Genomic DNA, 17,641 nt, shown 5'->3' on the forward strand with positions numbered 1-17,641 from the left:
GAAACGACGGCAATGACCAAATCACAAATTCTATCGCAAGCGTCAAGCTCAATCCTTGCGCAAGCGAAACAAGCGCCAAACTCAGCGCTAAGTCTGCTAGGTTAATTTCAAACCTAAGACGAGAACCTCATTGGCTCGTGGTGAGAGATGAGCGAGTAAACCCAGCTTCGGCTGGGTTTTTTTCTGCCTTTAAAAGAGCGAAGGTATTCATCAACGGCAATATTAGAGCTTTATCACACTTCAGTAAGCCAAAGAAAATAATCGCAAAAAATTGAAAATTTCTCCTAAAGGATATGCATACGTCGCCGTTAAAGGGACTGAGAGAAATGAGATGTACCTAAGTGAGGTGAGAGACACGACGGTACATTCACTAAAGCCTTAAGGAGATCAATTATGGCGATTAACGTTAATACTAACGTTTCTGCGATGACTGCACAGCGTTACCTGAACCAGGCAGCTGACGGTCAACAAAAATCTATGGAGCGTTTGTCTTCGGGTTACAAAATCAATAGCGCGAAAGACGATGCTGCAGGTCTACAGATTTCAAACCGTTTGAATGCACAAAGCCGTGGCCTAGATATGGCAGTGAAAAACGCAAACGACGGTATTTCTATTGCACAGGTTGCTGAAGGTGCAATGAATGAATCTACCAACATCCTACAACGTATGCGTGATCTTTCGCTTCAATCGGCGAACGGCTCTAACTCAAAAGCAGAACGTGTAGCGATCCAAGAAGAAGTAACAGCGCTAAACGACGAGCTAAACCGTATTGCTGAAACTACCTCTTTCGGTGGTAACAAGCTTCTAAACGGTACTTACGGTACTCAATCTTTCCAAATCGGTGCGGACTCAGGTGAAGCAGTGATGCTTTCTATGGGTAACCTACGCTCAGACACTTCAGCAATGGGTGGTAAGAGCTACGCAGCAGAAGAGGGTAAAGACGCATCTTGGACTGTTGGTGAGAAAACAGAGTTCAAAATGAGCTACACCAACAAGCAGGGTGAAGAGAAAGAGCTATCAATCAGCGCTAAGCAAGGCGATGATATTGAACAGCTAGCGACATACATCAACGGTCAAAACGATGATGTAAAAGCCTCTGTTGGCGAAGATGGCAAACTACAAGTATTTGCTTCTTCTCAAAAAGTTGAAGGTGATGTTGAGTTTTCTGGCAACCTAGCAGACGAGATCGGCTTTGGTGGTCCGAAAGACGTAACAGTGAAAGACATCGACGTAACCACAGTAGCTGGCTCTCAAGAAGCAGTAGCGGTTATCGACGGCGCTCTTAAGTCCGTAGACAGCCAACGAGCTTCACTCGGTGCTTTCCAAAACCGCTTCAACCACGCAATCAGCAACCTAGACAACATTAACGAGAACGTTAACGCGTCTAAAAGCCGTATTAAAGATACTGATTACGCGAAGGAAACCACTGCGATGACTAAGTCGCAAATTCTTCAGCAAGCAAGTACTTCAATCCTGGCTCAAGCGAAGCAGTCTCCATCTGCAGCGCTAAGCTTGTTGGGCTAAGTGGTAAACCCAGCCTGAGGTCAACACCTTAGTGCTGGGGCACCAAAGCGATAGATTCTATCGTTAGCCCATAAGGTGGAAGGGAGATTGTAATGGATATATCCTCCTACGCATCGAACATCCAGCCTTACGGCACGCCAAATGGCACAAAGTTTGCAAATAAAAATGGCAATGATATAGGCACGTCTAGCCCAGCAAATTCAAATGGTGAGATTTCGCCGCAAAAAGCGAAAAACACCGAATACGACTTCTCTGTTCAAGCTGCGATCGAGATGGCTGAAAGCCGTCAAGAACTGAACAAAGAAGAACGTGAAAAATTGGTCGCACAAATGAATGAATTTGTAACGTCCATAAACAAAGGAGTCGCATTTCGAGTGGATGAAGAATCCGGACGAGATGTGGTGACGATTTATGAAGCCAATACCGGTGACGTGATTCGTCAAATTCCTGATGAAGAAATGCTAGTGGTATTGCGTCGCCTAGCTGAGCACACAGCCAACAGCGGGTTGTTGACTGAAAAAGTGTAAGTCGTTTTTAGAGGTGATTTGATGAGTTTAGGCCCTTTGGGGATGTCTGGCGGCATGGATATTAATTCCATGGTCAGCAAAATTGTGGATGCCGAACGCGTACCAAAGCAGCAACGCATCGACAACGAACGCACGACAATTAATGCCAGTATCAGTGCTTACGGACGACTCAGAGAATCATTGGATACGATGAAAAATCTCATGGCGAACTTTCGTCAGGAGAAAGCATTTGCCGTTCGCACCGTCGAAACGACCAATGACAATATCGTATCTGCCACGGCAACCACAGATGCTATCGCTGGCAAATATGCTATCGATGTGTTGCAGCTTGCTCAGAGCCATAAAGTCGCTTCTGACGTATTGCCAGAAGACGCAAAATTTGGCCCTGGTAAGCTGCAGATTTCGCTTGGTGATGAGCGTTTTAATATCGATGTTCGTTCCCGATCTAAGCTCATCGATGTCGTACGTGGCATCAATGGCGCTAAAGATAACCCTGGCGTTCGTGCATCTCTTATTAACGACGTCGAAGGTCCACGCCTTATCCTTGCTTCTAACCTCTCTGGTAAGGATCATCAAATCAGAGTCAGTGTGGAGGCAGAAAAAGGCAACCCTCTTAAATATTTCGAATACCAAACACTTGAAGACCGCGTCAACGCGCTTGAAGAAGCTCGTTCAGCGGCGGAAGATGTCTTAGGTCCTCTTAAATTTCCGGAACAACCAGCAGAAGAGCTGGATGCAAACGGCAATCCTCTACCTCCAGAAGAGCAAAAAGCGGCAGACGATGTACAAGATGATGCATCGCAAGCGCCAATCTCTGCGGCGGGTGCAGAAGCAGCCAAAGCTGGTCAAGAAGCCATTGATGAAGCCAACCGACGCGCGAGTTTACGCCCTGAAGACAGAATTCCAGGGTGGACAGAAACTGCGTCAGGTACTTTGTTGGACTCTTATGAAGAACCAGAGCTCGAACTCGACGAAAAGGCAATAGAGAAGGCACCAGATGTACCAGGCTGGAATAATGCCGCATCGGGCACCCTAACCGATTCTTACGTTACGACGAAAGAGGCTAAGCAGCTTCTTGAGCAAGAAAAAGCGGAAATCGAGCAAAAAATTGCGAGTGAAAAGCAAGCGTTAGACGAAAAAGTGGCACGTGGTGAACTTTCCGAAGCGCAAGCTAAGCAAATTCATCGCGCTAAACTTGATCCTCAAGAACGTGAGCGTCTGGAAAAAATTGATGAAGCAGAAGCGAAAATCGCAAAGGCACAATCTGCTTTTGAAGAATACCTTGGAATGACAGAAGTACAAGCAGGGCAAGATTCAGAAGTTCTGCTTGATGGAGTGGCAAAGCTATCTAGCCACAACAATGTGATTGAAGATGCGATCGAAGGTGTTGATTTAACGCTAAAAGGCAAATCAGAACCGAATAAACCGCCTGCTGAAATTGGTGTCGAGTACGACCGTCAAAGTGTACGCAACGATATCGAAAACTTTGTGGCAGCGTATAACTCGTTTTATCAAACCTCCCAAGCGTTGGCGAGTGTGGATCCGGTAACTGGCCAAAAAGGGCCGTTGTCAGGTGACAGCACCGTACGCAGTGCAGATTCACGATTAAAATCGGTCTTTTCTACTCGAATCGATAAAGCACCTGAAAACCTAAAGTCCTTAACAGAATTTGGCATTACGACCACACGTCAAGGCACCCTAGAAATCAACTATGACATGCTAGACCGCCAGTTGAACAATAACTTCAACGAGTTAGAAAAGTTCTTCGGTGGCAACACAGGTTTTGCTAAACGAGTAGAAGATGCGATTCACGGTATCACAGGTATTACAGGCAGTATTCGTACTCGAGAAAAAAGTCTCACAGAACAAAACTACCGTTTGAGTGACGATCAAGCGGCATTAGATCGCCGCATGGAAAGCCTAAAGAAGCGTACTCATGCGAAGTTTACCGCGATGCAAGATGCGACCGGTAAAATGCAAGGCCAGTTAGGCGCTTTGATGAGTGCGTTGGGTTAATAAATGCAAAAAGAACTCATGGAAATTAGTGATATAGATCAACTAATTACGCAAGAATTAGAAAAAATTGATTTTAATGCTGAAGAAATTCTTCGCTTGGTCGATATCAGGGAACGGTTATTGCAAAACCTGTTACCAATTATTCATCAAAATCCTTTGGTTAAGCAGGATGCAGAGTGGCAAGCATTGCTAACTCGTACCAAAAGAATTGTCGAGCTGATGCAATCGGAAACGTCAAAGGTCGGAAAAGAGCTCCATAAGTTTCGTTATGGCCAGCGTTCACTTCAGCAGTACAAAAAATTTATTTAAAAGAGGATTACTATGCGCGGTTCTTTGCAAGCATACAAAAAGGTATCAGTCGACAGCCAGCTTAGCGCGGCTTCTCCGCACAAAGTCATTCAAATGCTTATGGCTGGTGCGATTGAGCGCCTTATTCAAGGTAAAGCAGCCATGCAAGCAGGCAATATTCCAGCAAAAGGTGAGCGCTTAGGTAAAGCGTTAGACATCATTATCGCGCTACGCAGCTGTCTATCTATGGATGACGGTGGTGATATTGCTTCAAACTTAGATTCACTGTATGAGTTTATGATCACGCAAATTTCTGCTGCTAACCATCAAAATGAGCCTCAGCTGATCGACGACGTTATCGACATTATCCGTGAGATCAAGTCCGCTTGGGACCAAATCCCAACAGAGTTTCATAATCTTACCGCTGCTGAAGTTGGTATTTAAAAGTCAAAACAATGCGTTAAGATACTAGACGAATATATTTGTCAATTGCGCAACGAGTTGTGTAGCAAAGTTTCTATCAAGCTCACACCTCTCCATTGCTTGGTTGCCTTATTTTTATATTCAAATAAAATAGAAGCCATTAGTAGCCCTAATGGCTTTTTTGTTGCTGATTTTCCTATTTTGTCTATCGTAAATTGAGTGTGGTGGTTCTGCCTTCTTTAGCACCCAATTGCGCAAATCAAGGTTTGGCCGCAACGCACCTAAAATAAAGGCAATCATTCTTACTTATGCATGGTTTGGCAAAGCTGCTTGTAATTGATGATGACGCATCAAGTCGTTTAAATTTAAGCAATATATTGGAATTTGTTGGAGAAAATTGCGAAGCGGTCAGTTCTGATCAGCTCAGCGATGTTGATTGGTCTAGCGTATGGTCGTGCTGTATTGTTGGTAATATTCCAGCAGGTCAAGCGGCGAGTACGGTTATCTCTCATTTAAACAGCGCTTACCACATCCCTCTTCTAGTCATGGGCCGTTTTCCTTTGCCTGTTGATGATCTTCCAAATTTTGTTGGTGAACTAGAGCTGCCGCTTAATTACCCACAGCTTAGTGAAGCGTTACGCCACTGCAAAGATTTTCTGGGGCGAAAAGGAGTGAATGTTGTTGCTAGTGCACGCAAAAACACGCTTTTTCGCAGCTTAGTTGGTCAAAGTAGAGGTATTCAAGAAGTTCGACACCTGATTGAGCAAGTATCAAACACGGAAGCAAACGTGTTGATCTTAGGTGAGTCCGGTACGGGTAAAGAAGTTGTTGCGCGTAACATCCACTATCACTCTTCATACCGCGATGGCGCATTTGTACCTATTAACTGTGGTGCAATACCGCCTGAGCTCCTAGAAAGCGAATTATTTGGTCACGAAAAAGGCGCGTTTACTGGTGCGTTAACTGCCCGTAAAGGTCGATTTGAGCTCGCAGATGGTGGCACTATCTTTCTTGATGAGATTGGCGATATGCCAATGTCGATGCAAGTAAAGTTGCTTCGTGTATTGCAAGAACGCTGCTTTGAACGTGTAGGTGGCAATAGTACCATCAAGGTAAATGTTCGAGTTGTGGCGGCGACACACCGTAATCTAGAAAATATGATTGAAGAAGGTACGTTCCGAGAAGACTTGTTCTATCGTCTGAACGTGTTTCCAATTGAGATGCCAGCGCTGAAAGAGCGCAAACAAGATATACCATTGCTGCTGCAAGAACTGATGACACGTTTAGAGGCGGAGGGCGGACAACCTATCTGTTTTACACCTCGTGCAATCAACTCACTGATGGAGCATAACTGGCCGGGCAACGTACGCGAGTTGGCTAATCTTGTTGAGCGAATGATTATTCTGTATCCAAATAGCTTAGTGGATGTAAACCATCTACCAACCAAATATCGCTACAGTGACATCCCAGAGTTCCAACCAGAGAGCAATCCATTTGTTTCGGTGGAAGAGCAAGAGCGTGATGTATTCCAAGATATCTTCTCTGAAGATTTTAGCTTTGAAGATCAAGACGACCTTGATCACAGCATGAACGCCCCGCAAGCGCTGCCACCGGAAGGGGTTAATTTGAAAGAGCTGCTGGCTGATTTAGAAGTTAATATGATCAGCCAAGCATTAGAAGCGCAGGGTGGCGTTGTAGCAAGAGCGGCCGATATGCTGGGTATGCGACGTACTACGCTGGTGGAAAAAATGCGTAAGTACAACTTACAGCGCTAGGTAAAGTGAAGTTTTAAGACGATATCTGAATTATCACTTGTGCTAGTTAACATCGTTTTTCTGGCATCCAAAACCGTTATCTCTGAGTGTCAACTTATTGTCGATAGCTTAACGTCCTGATAAATATAAAAAATAGCTTGGTACGCTAATTGCTTACCAAGCTATTTTAGTTTTAGCGGCGATATTTCGACAGGCAGTAATGGATAACAACACCAATCAATCCCATTTAGATTCCGTAGAGAATCAGGTTGAGCGCTACAAACAGGTGCTCGATGTGATGCCTGCTGGAGTGATTTTGCTCGATACGTACGGAGTAGTGCGTGAAGCAAATCCAGAAGCGCACCGAATTCTTGAGATTCCACTGGTTAACGAAAAATGGTTCAACGTTATCCAGGCGGTGTTTGACCCACGTGAAGATGATGGCCATGAAGTTTCATTACGTAATGGCCGTAAAGTTCGACTCGCCATCTCGGCGTCCACAACAGGTCAATTGATCCTGATTACCGATTTAACCGAAACCCGTTTACTTCAAGCTCGTGTCAGTGATTTACAGCGCTTGTCGTCGTTAGGACGTATGGTTGCGTCGCTTGCTCACCAAGTAAGAACGCCGCTGTCGAGCGCTATGTTATATGCATCCAATTTGGGAGCGCCAAATCTTCCTCCAGCGACAAAAGATCGCTTCCAAACCAAATTAATGGATCGACTGCACGATTTGGAAAAGCAGGTTAATGATATGCTGCTTTTTGCTAAAGGTGGTGATAATAAAGTCATTAAGCCATTCACGATTGCCCAGTTGGTAGCGGAATACCAGCCGATGGTCGAAACCGCGCTAAAAAACAACAGTATTGATTACTGCCTAGAAGTGGAAGAAGAACAAACTGAGCTACTAGGCAATGCGAACGCCATTGCATCCGCATTAAGTAATCTGGTCATGAATGCGATTCAAATGTCTGGTAAAGAATCGCAAGTCGATATTTTTTTCCGCCCGGTAAATGGTGAGTTACGCATTTCTGTGCAAGACAGCGGACCGGGTGTGCCCGAAGAACTGCAAGCCAAAATCATGGAGCCATTTTTTACCACACGTTCTCAAGGAACTGGATTAGGGTTGGCAGTTGTTCAAATGGTTTGCCGTGCCCATGACGGTCGATTGGAGCTTATTTCAGAGCAGGGTGATGGAGCCTGCTTCACCATGTGCATTCCGCTAGAGCGAGTGCAAACAGAAGCGCAATAAGCGGCTTTTGGTAATAACAATTTCTGGAGAATCATAATGGCGCAAAGCAAAGTGCTGATCGTAGAAGACGATGAAGGTCTTCGTGAAGCCCTAGTCGATACTCTGGCTCTGGCAGGGTATGAGTGGTTGGAAGCGGACTGTGCTGAAGATGCACTGTTGAAGCTGAAATCGAATACGGTTGATATCGTCGTTTCTGATGTGCAAATGGCGGGTATGGGTGGCTTAGCTCTGCTCAAAAGCATCAAGCAGAATTGGCCTAACTTACCAGTATTGCTAATGACGGCGTACGCCAACATTGAAGATGCCGTGTCTGCAATGAAAGATGGCGCGATTGACTACATGGCGAAACCATTTGCACCAGAAGTGTTGCTAAATATGGTCAGTCGTTATGCACCGATAAAAAGTGATGACAACGGTGATGCTATCGTTGCTGATGAGAAAAGTCTGCGCTTACTCGCGTTGGCCGATAAAGTGGCACGTACAGATGCGAATGTTATGGTGCTAGGTCCGAGTGGCTCAGGTAAAGAAGTGATGTCGCGTTATATTCACAACGCGTCAAATCGTAAAAATGGTCCTTTTGTCGCAATTAACTGTGCCGCGATTCCTGACAATATGCTCGAAGCAACACTGTTTGGCTATGAAAAGGGTGCATTTACTGGTGCTGTTCAGGCATGCCCAGGAAAGTTTGAACAAGCGCAAGGTGGCACAATCTTGCTTGATGAAATCAGCGAAATGGACCTGAACCTGCAAGCGAAGTTGTTGCGTGTTTTGCAAGAGCGAGAAGTAGAGCGCCTAGGCAGTCGCAAAAGCATCAAGTTAGATGTTCGTGTGTTAGCGACGAGTAACCGTGATCTTAAGCAATACGTGTCAGAAGGAAACTTCAGAGAGGACTTATATTACCGCCTGAATGTATTCCCAATTGCGTGGCCTGCACTTAAAGAACGTAAAGGCGATATTGCACCGCTTGCCAAGCATCTTGCTGAGCGTCATTGCAGCAAAATGGGCATGCCAGTGCCTCAATTCTCGGCCGTTGCGTTAGAAAAACTATTGCAATACCCTTGGCCGGGTAATGTTCGTGAATTGGATAACGTGGTTCAACGAGCGCTGATATTAAGTGAAAATGGCGACATCGATGCAGAGCACATTTTGCTCGAGGGCGTAGATTGGCAAGATGCCAATAGCTTGCAACACGTGGTGCAAAATGCAGATATGGTCGTGCCCAATGTTAAGCCAGTTGCTCAAGCTGAGAGTGTCAGCCGCCCAGTAACTGGTGGAGAAGGCTTAGGCAGCGAGCTGCGCGATCAAGAATACGCCATTATTTTGGAGACTTTGGTTGAGTGTAATGGTCGACGCAAAGAAATGGCGGAGAAACTGGGTATAAGCCCTCGAACCTTGCGCTATAAGCTTGCCAAAATGCGTGATGCTGGTATAGATATCCCGAATTAACACAGACAACGGCCATAAGACGAAAAGTGTAAGTAAATTGATTGCTAATGTCTTATGGCACGTTAATTGCTGTGTCAATAATCAGTTTTGTTAATAGTCAATCTTTTGGCTTAGAGGTGCTAATGAAAATTGATGGTATTCAGGCAGAAATGCGCGCCATGATGGTAGAAGCAACCAATACGGCTCCTACTGCAAGTGGGGCGAAAGTTGGAGCGGATTTTAACGATCTCCTAACTAAAGCCATCAATAACGTGAACACACTTCAAAAAGCATCTGGTGATTTACAAACCCGTTTTGATCGTGGTGATGCCGATGTATCCCTTTCTGACGTTATGATCGCTCGTAACAAGTCTAGTGTCGCTTTTGATGCGACGGTTCAAATTCGCAATAAACTCGTTGAGGCATATAAAGATCTCATGAACATGCCAGTGTAATTTAGGTAATAAGTGTGGCAGACAAGTCTACAGATTTAACCGTCACTGAAGGCGGCTCAGATGGTGCACTGGTAGCAAGTTCCGATGTGGATGTGGAGAGTCAAAATCCAGATCTAGAGGAGCGTAGTGCGTCAAAATTCGATATGGCAGTGGGCGACCTCGATTTACTTCGTCAGGTTGTGCTTGTGCTGTCGATATCCATCTGTGTTGCATTGATCGTGATGCTGTTCTTTTGGGTCAAAGAACCGGAGATGCGCCCACTTGGTGCGTATGAGACCGAAGAATTGATCCCCGTTCTGGATTATCTGGACCAGCAGAAAATCAATTATAAGCTTGATGGCAATACTGTTTCTGTTGAATCGAGTGAGTACAACTCGATCAAACTTGGCATGGTTCGTTCCGGCGTTAACCAAGCTACAGAAGCGGGCGATGATATTTTGCTGCAAGACATGGGTTTTGGTGTTTCACAACGTCTCGAGCAAGAGCGTCTCAAACTCAGTCGAGAGCGCCAATTGGCTCAAGCAATTGAAGAAATGAAGCAAGTTCGCAAAGCACGAGTGTTATTGGCACTGCCAAAGCACAGCGTATTTGTGCGTCATAACCAAGAAGCGTCTGCGTCGGTATTTTTGACATTGTCGACAGGCACGAACCTTAAGCAGCAAGAAGTGGATTCTATTGTCGACATGGTAGCGAGTGCCGTGCCGGGAATGAAAACTTCTCGAATTACCGTCACAGATCAGCATGGCCGCTTACTCAGCTCAGGCTCCCAAGATCCTGCTTCTGCGGCGCGACGCAAAGAACAAGAATTAGAACGCAACCAAGAACAAGCGCTGCGCGAAAAAATTGATTCCGTACTATTACCGATTTTAGGTTATGGCAACTATACGGCGCAGGTTGACATCCAAATGGATTTCAGTGCGGTTGAACAAACTCGCAAACGCTTTGATCCGAACACCCCTGCGACCCGCAGTGAGTACGCACTCGAAGATTACAATAACGGTAACATGGTAGCGGGTATTCCGGGTGCGTTGAGTAATCAGCCTCCAGCGGATGCCTCAATTCCGCAAGATGTGGCTCAAATGAAAGATGGTTCTGTCATGGGGCAGGGGTCAGTTCGTAAAGAGTCCACGCGTAACTTTGAGCTAGATACCACCATCAGCCACGAGCGAAAGCAGACCGGGACGGTGGCTCGTCAGACCGTTTCTGTTGCGATTAAAGACCGTCGTCAAGTTAACCCTGATACGGGTGAAGTGACTTATACCCCAATGTCCGAATCTGAAATCAATGCCATTCGCCAAGTATTAATTGGTACTGTTGGCTTTGATCAAGGCCGTGGCGATTTGCTGAATGTATTGAGTGTAAAGTTTGCTGAGCCAGAGGCTGAGCAGCTAGAAGAACCACCAATTTGGGAGCACCCTAACTTCAGTGATTGGGTTCGTTGGTTCGCAAGTGCATTAGTGATTATTGTGGTTGTGTTGGTTCTGGTTCGCCCAGCAATGAAGAAATTGCTTAACCCTACCAGCGATGATGAAGACGAAATGTACGGACCAGACGGCTTGCCGATTGGTGCGGATGGTGAAACTAGCTTGATTGGCAGTGACATCGAAAGCAGCGAACTGTTCGAGTTTGGCTCAAGTATTGATTTGCCAAACCTTCATAAAGATGAAGATGTATTGAAAGCGGTTCGCGCTCTGGTTGCGAATGAACCTGAACTGGCTGCTCAAGTAGTGAAAAACTGGATGAATGACAATGGCTAACGATATCGTACCTCAAGATGACAACGCCGCGGGAATGCCAGTAGAGCTGGATGTTTCAACCATTACTGGCGAAGAAAAAGCGGCAATTTTGCTACTGAGCCTTAATGAACAAGATGCAGCTGGCATTATCCGTCACCTAGAACCAAAACAGGTTCAGCGTGTTGGTAGTGCGATGGCTCGCGCGAAGGATCTCAGCCAAGACAAGGTATCTGCTGTTCATCGTGCGTTTTTGGAGGATATCCAGAAATACACCAACATTGGTATGGGCAGCGAAGACTTTATGCGTAATGCACTGGTTGCCGCTCTTGGTGAAGACAAAGCCAACAACTTAGTTGACCAGATCCTACTTGGTACGGGCTCAAAAGGTTTGGATTCTTTGAAATGGATGGACCCACGCCAAGTGGCGAGCATTATTGTCAATGAACACCCACAGATTCAAACTATCGTATTGTCTTATTTAGAAGCAGACCAATCTGCAGAGATTTTGTCTCAGTTCCCTGAGCGCGTGCGTTTGGATCTGATGATGCGTATTGCCAACCTTGAAGAAGTTCAGCCATCAGCATTGGCAGAGCTGAACGAAATCATGGAGAAACAGTTCGCGGGTCAAGCGGGTGCACAAGCAGCCAAAATTGGCGGCCTGAAAGCAGCAGCGGAGATCATGAACTACCTAGACAACAACGTCGAAGGTTTGTTGATGGAACAAATTCGCGATCAGGACGAAGACATGGCGACGCAAATCCAAGACCTAATGTTTGTCTTCGAAAACTTAGTCGAAGTGGACGACCAAGGTATTCAGAAGTTGCTGCGTGACGTACCACAAGACGTGTTGCAAAAAGCACTCAAAGGTGCAGATGACTCGTTACGTGAGAAAGTCTTCAAGAACATGTCTAAACGTGCTGCTGATATGATGCGTGATGACATAGAAGCGATGCCGCCAGTACGAGTGGCAGATGTAGAAGCCGCTCAGAAAGAAATCTTAGCAATTGCCCGTCGAATGGCGGATGCTGGTGAGCTCATGTTGTCTGGCGGTGCTGACGAATTCTTATAATTTCTATTGCTTCGCAATTATCCTATTGCGGAGCACCCTCACTTCTTAATCGAACACACAATAGGTAACCCATGGCTGGCGATAGAAAACGTGGATTTATCCGTCCTGATGAAGATGATTCGATGATCGAACCTCAACGTTGGGGGCTGCCTGATTATGGCGAGCCTAAAGCCAAACAAGCAAAACAAACCGCGTTCAACTATGACCCGGGGTGGGTGCCGAATTTTGATGAGCCTGAAGAAGAGCAGCCACTTGCGCTAACCGAAGAACAAATTGAACTGATTAAGCAAGGTGCTTATCAAGAAGGCTTACATCAAGGTCAGGAAGCTGGCTTTAAGCAAGGTTACGACAAAGGTAAAGAAGAAGGGTTGCAAGCCGGCCATGCTGAAGGTCTTGAGCTCGGAAAAGCTGAAGGGGTGACTGCAGGGCAAGAATACATTCAGCAGCAAGTTGAAACCTTTATGAACTTGGCCAATCAGTTTGCTCAACCTTTGGAGTTGATGAATGCTCAGGTTGAAAAGCAGCTGGTGGATATGGTGCTCTGTTTAGTTAAAGAAGTGGTGCACGTTGAAGTACAAACCAACCCTCAAATTATTTTAGATACGGTGAAGCAGTCGGTCGAAGCGCTACCAATATCAGGCCACCCTATTACCTTGCACCTGAATCCAGAAGATGTCGCGATTATTCGTTCAGCTTATGGTGAAGAAGACCTTAATTGTCGCAACTGGACGTTAGTTGCTGAGCCATCGCTCAATCGAGGTGACGTCCAGATTGAAGCCGGTGAATCAAGCATTAATTATCGCATGGAAGAACGCGTCAAAAGCGTATTGCACAGCTTTTGTGGCGCAAACCGTCATCAAGAGGGTGAGTAATCCATGCAAGCACTCGCTGACCGCTTAAAAAGCTACAAAGTTGAAGGTCTTACGACGCGCCCTGTCGCCTCTGGCAAACTGGTGCGTGTGGTTGGGTTAACGTTGGAAGCAACCGGCTGTCGCGCACCAATTGGCAGTTTATGCTTAGTGGAAACCATGTCAGGTCAGATGGAAGCCGAGGTTGTCGGCTTTTCAGGTGACAACCTATTTTTAATGCCAAGCGAACAAATTACGGGCATTTTACCTGGCGCGAGAGTCACCCCTTTAACCAGTGACGCTGGTTTGCCTGTCGGCATGGAGCTACTTGGGCGCGTTATAGACGGGGTTGGGAATCCACTTGATGGACTTGGCCCTTTGTATACCGATCACCGTGCCTCTTTTAATGCCGAACCAATCAACCCATTGGCTCGAAAGCCAATTTCTGAACCGCTCGATGTTGGCCTAAAAGCCATCAATGGTTTGTTGACGGTCGGTAAAGGTCAGCGTATCGGTCTGTTTGCAGGTTCTGGTGTGGGTAAATCGGTCACGCTTGGCATGATGACGCGAGGCACCACCGCACAGGTTGTGGTCGTCGGCCTGATAGGTGAGCGTGGACGTGAAGTTAAAGAATTCATCGAAGAGATCTTGGGTGAGGATGGTCGTCGCCGCTCAGTGGTGGTCGCGGCGCCTGCCGATGCTTCACCTCTAATGCGCTTAAAGGGGTGCCAAACGGCATTAACGATTGCTGAATACTTCCGGGACCAAGGGTTAGATGTTCTGCTATTGATGGACTCGTTGACTCGTTTTGCACAAGCACAGCGTGAAATCGCACTTTCTGTTGGTGAGCCGCCAGCGACGAAAGGTTACCCGCCTTCTGTATTTGCCAAGCTGCCAGCGCTGGTTGAGCGAGCGGGTAATGGAAGTGCCGAGCAAGGCTCGATTACGGCGTTCTTTACCGTGTTGACCGAAGGGGATGATTTGCAAGATCCGATAGCGGATGCATCGCGAGCTATTCTTGATGGCCATATTGTACTTTCTCGTGAAATGGCGGATGCAGGCCATTATCCGGCGATTGATGTCGAGAAGTCGGTGAGCCGTGTTATGCCGCAAATCACGACCGAAGAGCACGTTCTGATGTCAAAAGCGGTGCGACAGGTCTTGTCTATTTGTCGCAAGAATCAAGATTTGGTCTCGATTGGAGCGTACAAACCGGGTACCGATCCTGCTATTGATGGCGCATTTACTTTGAAACCGAAGTTAGACGAATACTTGCAGCAGAGCATGAAAGAATCGGTGCCATACGATATGTGCGTCAATATGCTTAGAAACATTTTGGGTGGGTGATAGCGCATGAATAATGCGATGGAGTTTCTACTTGAGCAAACGAAGGATCGTGAAGACCAAGCTGTGCTTGCACTGAACAAAGCGCGTTCTGAACTCGAAGATTATTACCGTCAGGTTGAACAAATTGAAAAGTATCGGCTTGATTATTGCCAGCAACTCGTCGACCGTGGTCAGGCGGGCCTAACGGCAAGTCAATATGGACACCTAAATCGATTCCTTACCCAGCTAGATGAGACTTTATCTAAGCAAAAGCAAGCAGAAAGTCATTTCAAAGAGCAGGTTGAAAACTGTAAAGAATATTGGTTAACCGTGCGTAAAGAACGCAAATCCTATGAGTGGATGATAGACAAACGCGAAAAAGAGAAACAACTTGCTGAAGCTAAGCGCGAACAAAAGCAAATGGACGAGTTTTCCACCTTACTTTACAGTCGAAAACCACATCGTTTCTAAAGGTTATCGGTTCGATATTGCATTACGGTGTTGCAGTTGACTACATCTCTACCGATTCAAGTAAGGTAACTTTGATTGAGTCTTGTTCAATTAGCTCAAATACCTTCGGTCGAATCTCGCGAACCCACCACTCGTTGTATGTTTCTTCGTAGAGAGCCTGGCGTGCTTGTTCATTGTCGAACTCTCTAAGCCAAACAAAATAGTCATGTCCATCATCACCAGTGTGGACGTAAGTATTCAGCACACGCATGCCTTGTGAGCGTTGATAGGGCAACAGTTCTTCCTTCATCCAACTTAGCCACTGATCTGTTTTGCCTGCTTTGATTCTATATTGGCGTAATTCTGTGATCTTCAAAGTGATTCCTTAATTGTTAAGCCAAGTGTCTGTTTACGCTTATCGTTTTTCAAAGTCAATCAAGTAGCTGTACATCATGTTAGGAACCAGGTTATCGGATAGTATTGTTGATGTTTGTTCCATAAACATGCCATCTATTAGCTTGCCGAGAATTGGCTCAATATTGTGGTGTGATTTTTGCATTTTAGCTGTCAGTGTCGGGTCTTTTTGACCTTAGTTTGCCGCCAGTATTGCTGCCTGCCAGCGATATACTCAGAGCCACGAGAACGAGAGTTTCTAAATGAGTGTGAATTTGTCCCATGTATCTGCGACTACCAAGACGCCAGTTTCTGATGTGTCCGCTAAAGCGTCCGCAGAGAGCACTGAGAGCAAGGGATTTTTAGAAACGTTAACCGATGCGTTTGCTGGTAAACAAAAGCCCGAAAAAGTAGCAACAGAATCGACAGTGGTTGAAGAAAAAGAAAGAGCGGATGTAGGCAGTACTTCTTCTGCTAACGTCTCGGACGAATTGTTGGCGCAAGAAAGCCAAGAATCCGTCAGTGACGAGCCCCATGGTTTTGATGAAATATCAGCAAACAAACCGAATGCAACCTTAAGTGAAGAAGCAAGTTTACAAAAGGCGAGTAACAGCACACCTTTGGAGAATGATGTTGAAGCTATTGAAAAAGTGAAATCAACATCAATCGATACGAGCAACCCATCAAATATAGTGGACGTAAAAAGCACGATGGGCGAAGGACAACAGCTTCTTGGTCGAATTGAACAAGCGAATCAAACCCTGAATGCGAGTAATGCATCCATCGATAGTGGCAAAGTTTTGCCTCAGAGCGCGAATTTAGTGCATTCGTTCCACGAGCAAGCAACCGTTTCGACACACCTTGATGAGCTGGCTTTGAATGAAACGCCATCAGTTCATTCTCTTGAACAAGCACAGATGATCCCAGGACAAGACTTAGAGCCAATTTTAGATAAGAATGGTCAACCTATCGATGTCGACAAACTTTCGCCTGAGTTTGCTGCTTGGCAAGAGCTAGCGAAACAAGCCAGCCATCCGACGGCTAAGAGCGCAGTCAGTGGTGAAGTAGCTAATGATCTGTCGCCGTTGTTAACAGACGTTGATGGTTCCAACATCGACGCGCTTCCACGAGTCTCCTTGGATGAACTTGAAGTTATAGATACTAAGTTGGCGCAAGGAAAACCACTGACTCAGCAAGAAGCTCAGATCATTGAAGGGTTGAAACAAGGAAGGATCACGGCGGATATTCCTGATCAAGACCTTGCCCAATTTGTTGCGCTCCCTAATGACATTAAACAGATTCTCGCAGAGCAACAAGTACAACATAATTTAACTCGCCAGGCTGGACCTATGGCAGTGTCTCAGCAAATCCAGCATACAGCGGCTCAAGTACCCCAGCCACAAACTGCTCATAGTGGAGAAAAAGTCGCATTATCTCCAACGCCCGATACGTTGATAACCGCGCAAGTGCCGACGTCGCTTCAAGGTGTGAAAGACGGAGAGATTAGCCAGAAAGTGATGAACGCAGCATTGGCGACTGGTGCGCTAAAGGCGACTGCGGATAAACAAGATAAGCCGGATCTCCAACACGGTTTCGCTGGACAGCTTCAGGCTATGGCAGGTCAGCAAGGAATTAATGTACAGCAACAAGCGCGTATTGATGCTGCACAACAAGCTCAGCTTCCGTTGCAACTAACTAAAGAGCTAGCCAACGAGCAAGTTGCGGAAAAAGTGCAAATGATGATGTCGAAGAATCTGAAAAATCTCGATATTCGTCTTGATCCACCAGAGTTAGGTCGTATGCAAATTCGTATGACCATGAATAATGACGTTGCCAATGTACATTTTACAGTGAACAACCCGCAAGCTCGTGACATTATTGAACAGACGCTCCCTCGTTTGAGAGAAATGCTAGCACAACAAGGTATGCAGCTGGCTGATTCTTCCGTCCAGCAACAAAACAGCGGGCAACAGCAAGGTAGGTATACTGCTGAACAACATGGTCAAAGCGCGCAAAGTGGCGGTTTTTCTGGACAGTCCGAAGAGGGTTTTGAATCTGATGTCAATCTGGATTTGAATGTCGCTTCAAAGCGTGATGGAATTAGTTTTTACGCATAAAAGGCCGTTTAACGGCAATGGAATATGGTTACCAAGCA

At 46.0% G+C, this 17,641-nt stretch carries 17 protein-coding genes; 16 read left to right on the forward strand and 1 reads right to left on the reverse strand.

Translation table 11 applies throughout. From position 1 onward, the window contains the following. From R7F67_RS17680 to fliJ, 15 genes are all read left to right on the forward strand, one after another. Positions 1-105, forward strand: a 105-nt coding sequence (locus R7F67_RS17680; RefSeq protein ID WP_254661342.1) for a flagellin, incomplete at its 5' end; no start/stop codon positions are given. A gap of 288 nt (positions 106-393) precedes the next feature. Next, positions 394-1,524 carry a flagellin gene (locus tag R7F67_RS17685; protein WP_005380449.1) on the forward strand — a complete coding sequence of 377 codons (1,131 nt, stop codon included), beginning with the start codon at positions 394-396 and terminating at the stop codon, positions 1,522-1,524. 92 nt (positions 1,525-1,616) lie between these two features. Continuing rightward, positions 1,617-2,051 (forward strand): flagellar protein FlaG, encoded by a 435-nt coding sequence (gene flaG / locus R7F67_RS17690; protein WP_005384493.1) that lies wholly within the window; start codon positions 1,617-1,619, stop codon positions 2,049-2,051. Between the two features lie 21 nt (positions 2,052-2,072). Next, positions 2,073-4,067 (forward strand): flagellar filament capping protein FliD, encoded by a 1,995-nt coding sequence (fliD, locus tag R7F67_RS17695; RefSeq protein WP_318057297.1) that lies wholly within the window; start codon positions 2,073-2,075, stop codon positions 4,065-4,067. Positions 4,068-4,070: 3 nt separating this feature from the next. Further along, positions 4,071-4,376: a flagellar protein FliT gene (locus R7F67_RS17700; protein WP_005380456.1), complete on the forward strand. Its 306-nt coding sequence runs from the start codon at positions 4,071-4,073 to the stop codon at positions 4,374-4,376. A gap of 12 nt (positions 4,377-4,388) precedes the next feature. Next, positions 4,389-4,799: a flagellar export chaperone FliS gene (gene fliS, locus R7F67_RS17705; protein ID WP_005380457.1), complete on the forward strand. Its 411-nt coding sequence runs from the start codon at positions 4,389-4,391 to the stop codon at positions 4,797-4,799. 287 nt (positions 4,800-5,086) lie between these two features. Then, positions 5,087-6,553 carry a sigma-54 dependent transcriptional regulator gene (locus tag R7F67_RS17710; protein ID WP_005384490.1) on the forward strand — a complete coding sequence of 489 codons (1,467 nt, stop codon included), beginning with the start codon at positions 5,087-5,089 and terminating at the stop codon, positions 6,551-6,553. A gap of 199 nt (positions 6,554-6,752) precedes the next feature. Further along, positions 6,753-7,784: a sensor histidine kinase gene (locus R7F67_RS17715; protein ID WP_005380459.1), complete on the forward strand. Its 1,032-nt coding sequence runs from the start codon at positions 6,753-6,755 to the stop codon at positions 7,782-7,784. A gap of 36 nt (positions 7,785-7,820) precedes the next feature. Further along, positions 7,821-9,230: a sigma-54-dependent transcriptional regulator gene (locus tag R7F67_RS17720; RefSeq protein WP_054576279.1), complete on the forward strand. Its 1,410-nt coding sequence runs from the start codon at positions 7,821-7,823 to the stop codon at positions 9,228-9,230. 122 nt (positions 9,231-9,352) lie between these two features. Beyond that, positions 9,353-9,664 carry a flagellar hook-basal body complex protein FliE gene (fliE, locus tag R7F67_RS17725; RefSeq protein ID WP_005384482.1) on the forward strand — a complete coding sequence of 104 codons (312 nt, stop codon included), beginning with the start codon at positions 9,353-9,355 and terminating at the stop codon, positions 9,662-9,664. A gap of 14 nt (positions 9,665-9,678) precedes the next feature. Further along, complete coding sequence (fliF, locus tag R7F67_RS17730; protein ID WP_053306693.1) at positions 9,679-11,421, forward strand: flagellar basal-body MS-ring/collar protein FliF; 1,743 nt, start codon at positions 9,679-9,681, stop codon at positions 11,419-11,421. After that, positions 11,414-12,469: a flagellar motor switch protein FliG gene (fliG, locus tag R7F67_RS17735; protein ID WP_005380470.1), complete on the forward strand. Its 1,056-nt coding sequence runs from the start codon at positions 11,414-11,416 to the stop codon at positions 12,467-12,469. The genes fliF and fliG overlap by 8 nt, the downstream gene beginning before the upstream one ends. A gap of 71 nt (positions 12,470-12,540) precedes the next feature. Further along, positions 12,541-13,341 (forward strand): flagellar assembly protein FliH, encoded by an 801-nt coding sequence (fliH, locus tag R7F67_RS17740; RefSeq protein WP_005394317.1) that lies wholly within the window; start codon positions 12,541-12,543, stop codon positions 13,339-13,341. A gap of 3 nt (positions 13,342-13,344) precedes the next feature. Beyond that, on the forward strand, positions 13,345-14,664 hold the full coding sequence (fliI, locus tag R7F67_RS17745; protein ID WP_005384474.1) for a flagellar protein export ATPase FliI: 1,320 nt from the start codon (positions 13,345-13,347) through the stop codon (positions 14,662-14,664). A gap of 6 nt (positions 14,665-14,670) precedes the next feature. Continuing rightward, positions 14,671-15,114, forward strand: a complete 444-nt coding sequence (gene fliJ, locus R7F67_RS17750) for a flagellar export protein FliJ (RefSeq protein ID WP_005380474.1) — start codon at positions 14,671-14,673, stop codon at positions 15,112-15,114. Positions 15,115-15,154: 40 nt separating this feature from the next. Here the strand turns inward: fliJ and R7F67_RS17755 are convergent, their stop codons facing one another. After that, positions 15,155-15,469 carry an NIPSNAP family protein gene (locus R7F67_RS17755; protein WP_017820815.1) on the reverse strand — a complete coding sequence of 105 codons (315 nt, stop codon included), beginning with the start codon at positions 15,467-15,469 and terminating at the stop codon, positions 15,155-15,157. Between the two features lie 280 nt (positions 15,470-15,749). Between R7F67_RS17755 and R7F67_RS17760 the strand changes: the two genes are divergently transcribed. Beyond that, the gene (locus tag R7F67_RS17760) at positions 15,750-17,603 is read left to right on the forward strand and encodes a flagellar hook-length control protein FliK (protein WP_017820813.1); all 1,854 of its coding nucleotides are present in this window, start codon (positions 15,750-15,752) and stop codon (positions 17,601-17,603) included. Positions 17,604-17,641 lie beyond the last annotated feature (38 nt).

Origin of the sequence: Vibrio sp. YT-17, from assembly GCF_033337375.1 — a bacterium.
GTDB classification, from domain to species: domain Bacteria; phylum Pseudomonadota; class Gammaproteobacteria; order Enterobacterales; family Vibrionaceae; genus Vibrio; species Vibrio alginolyticus.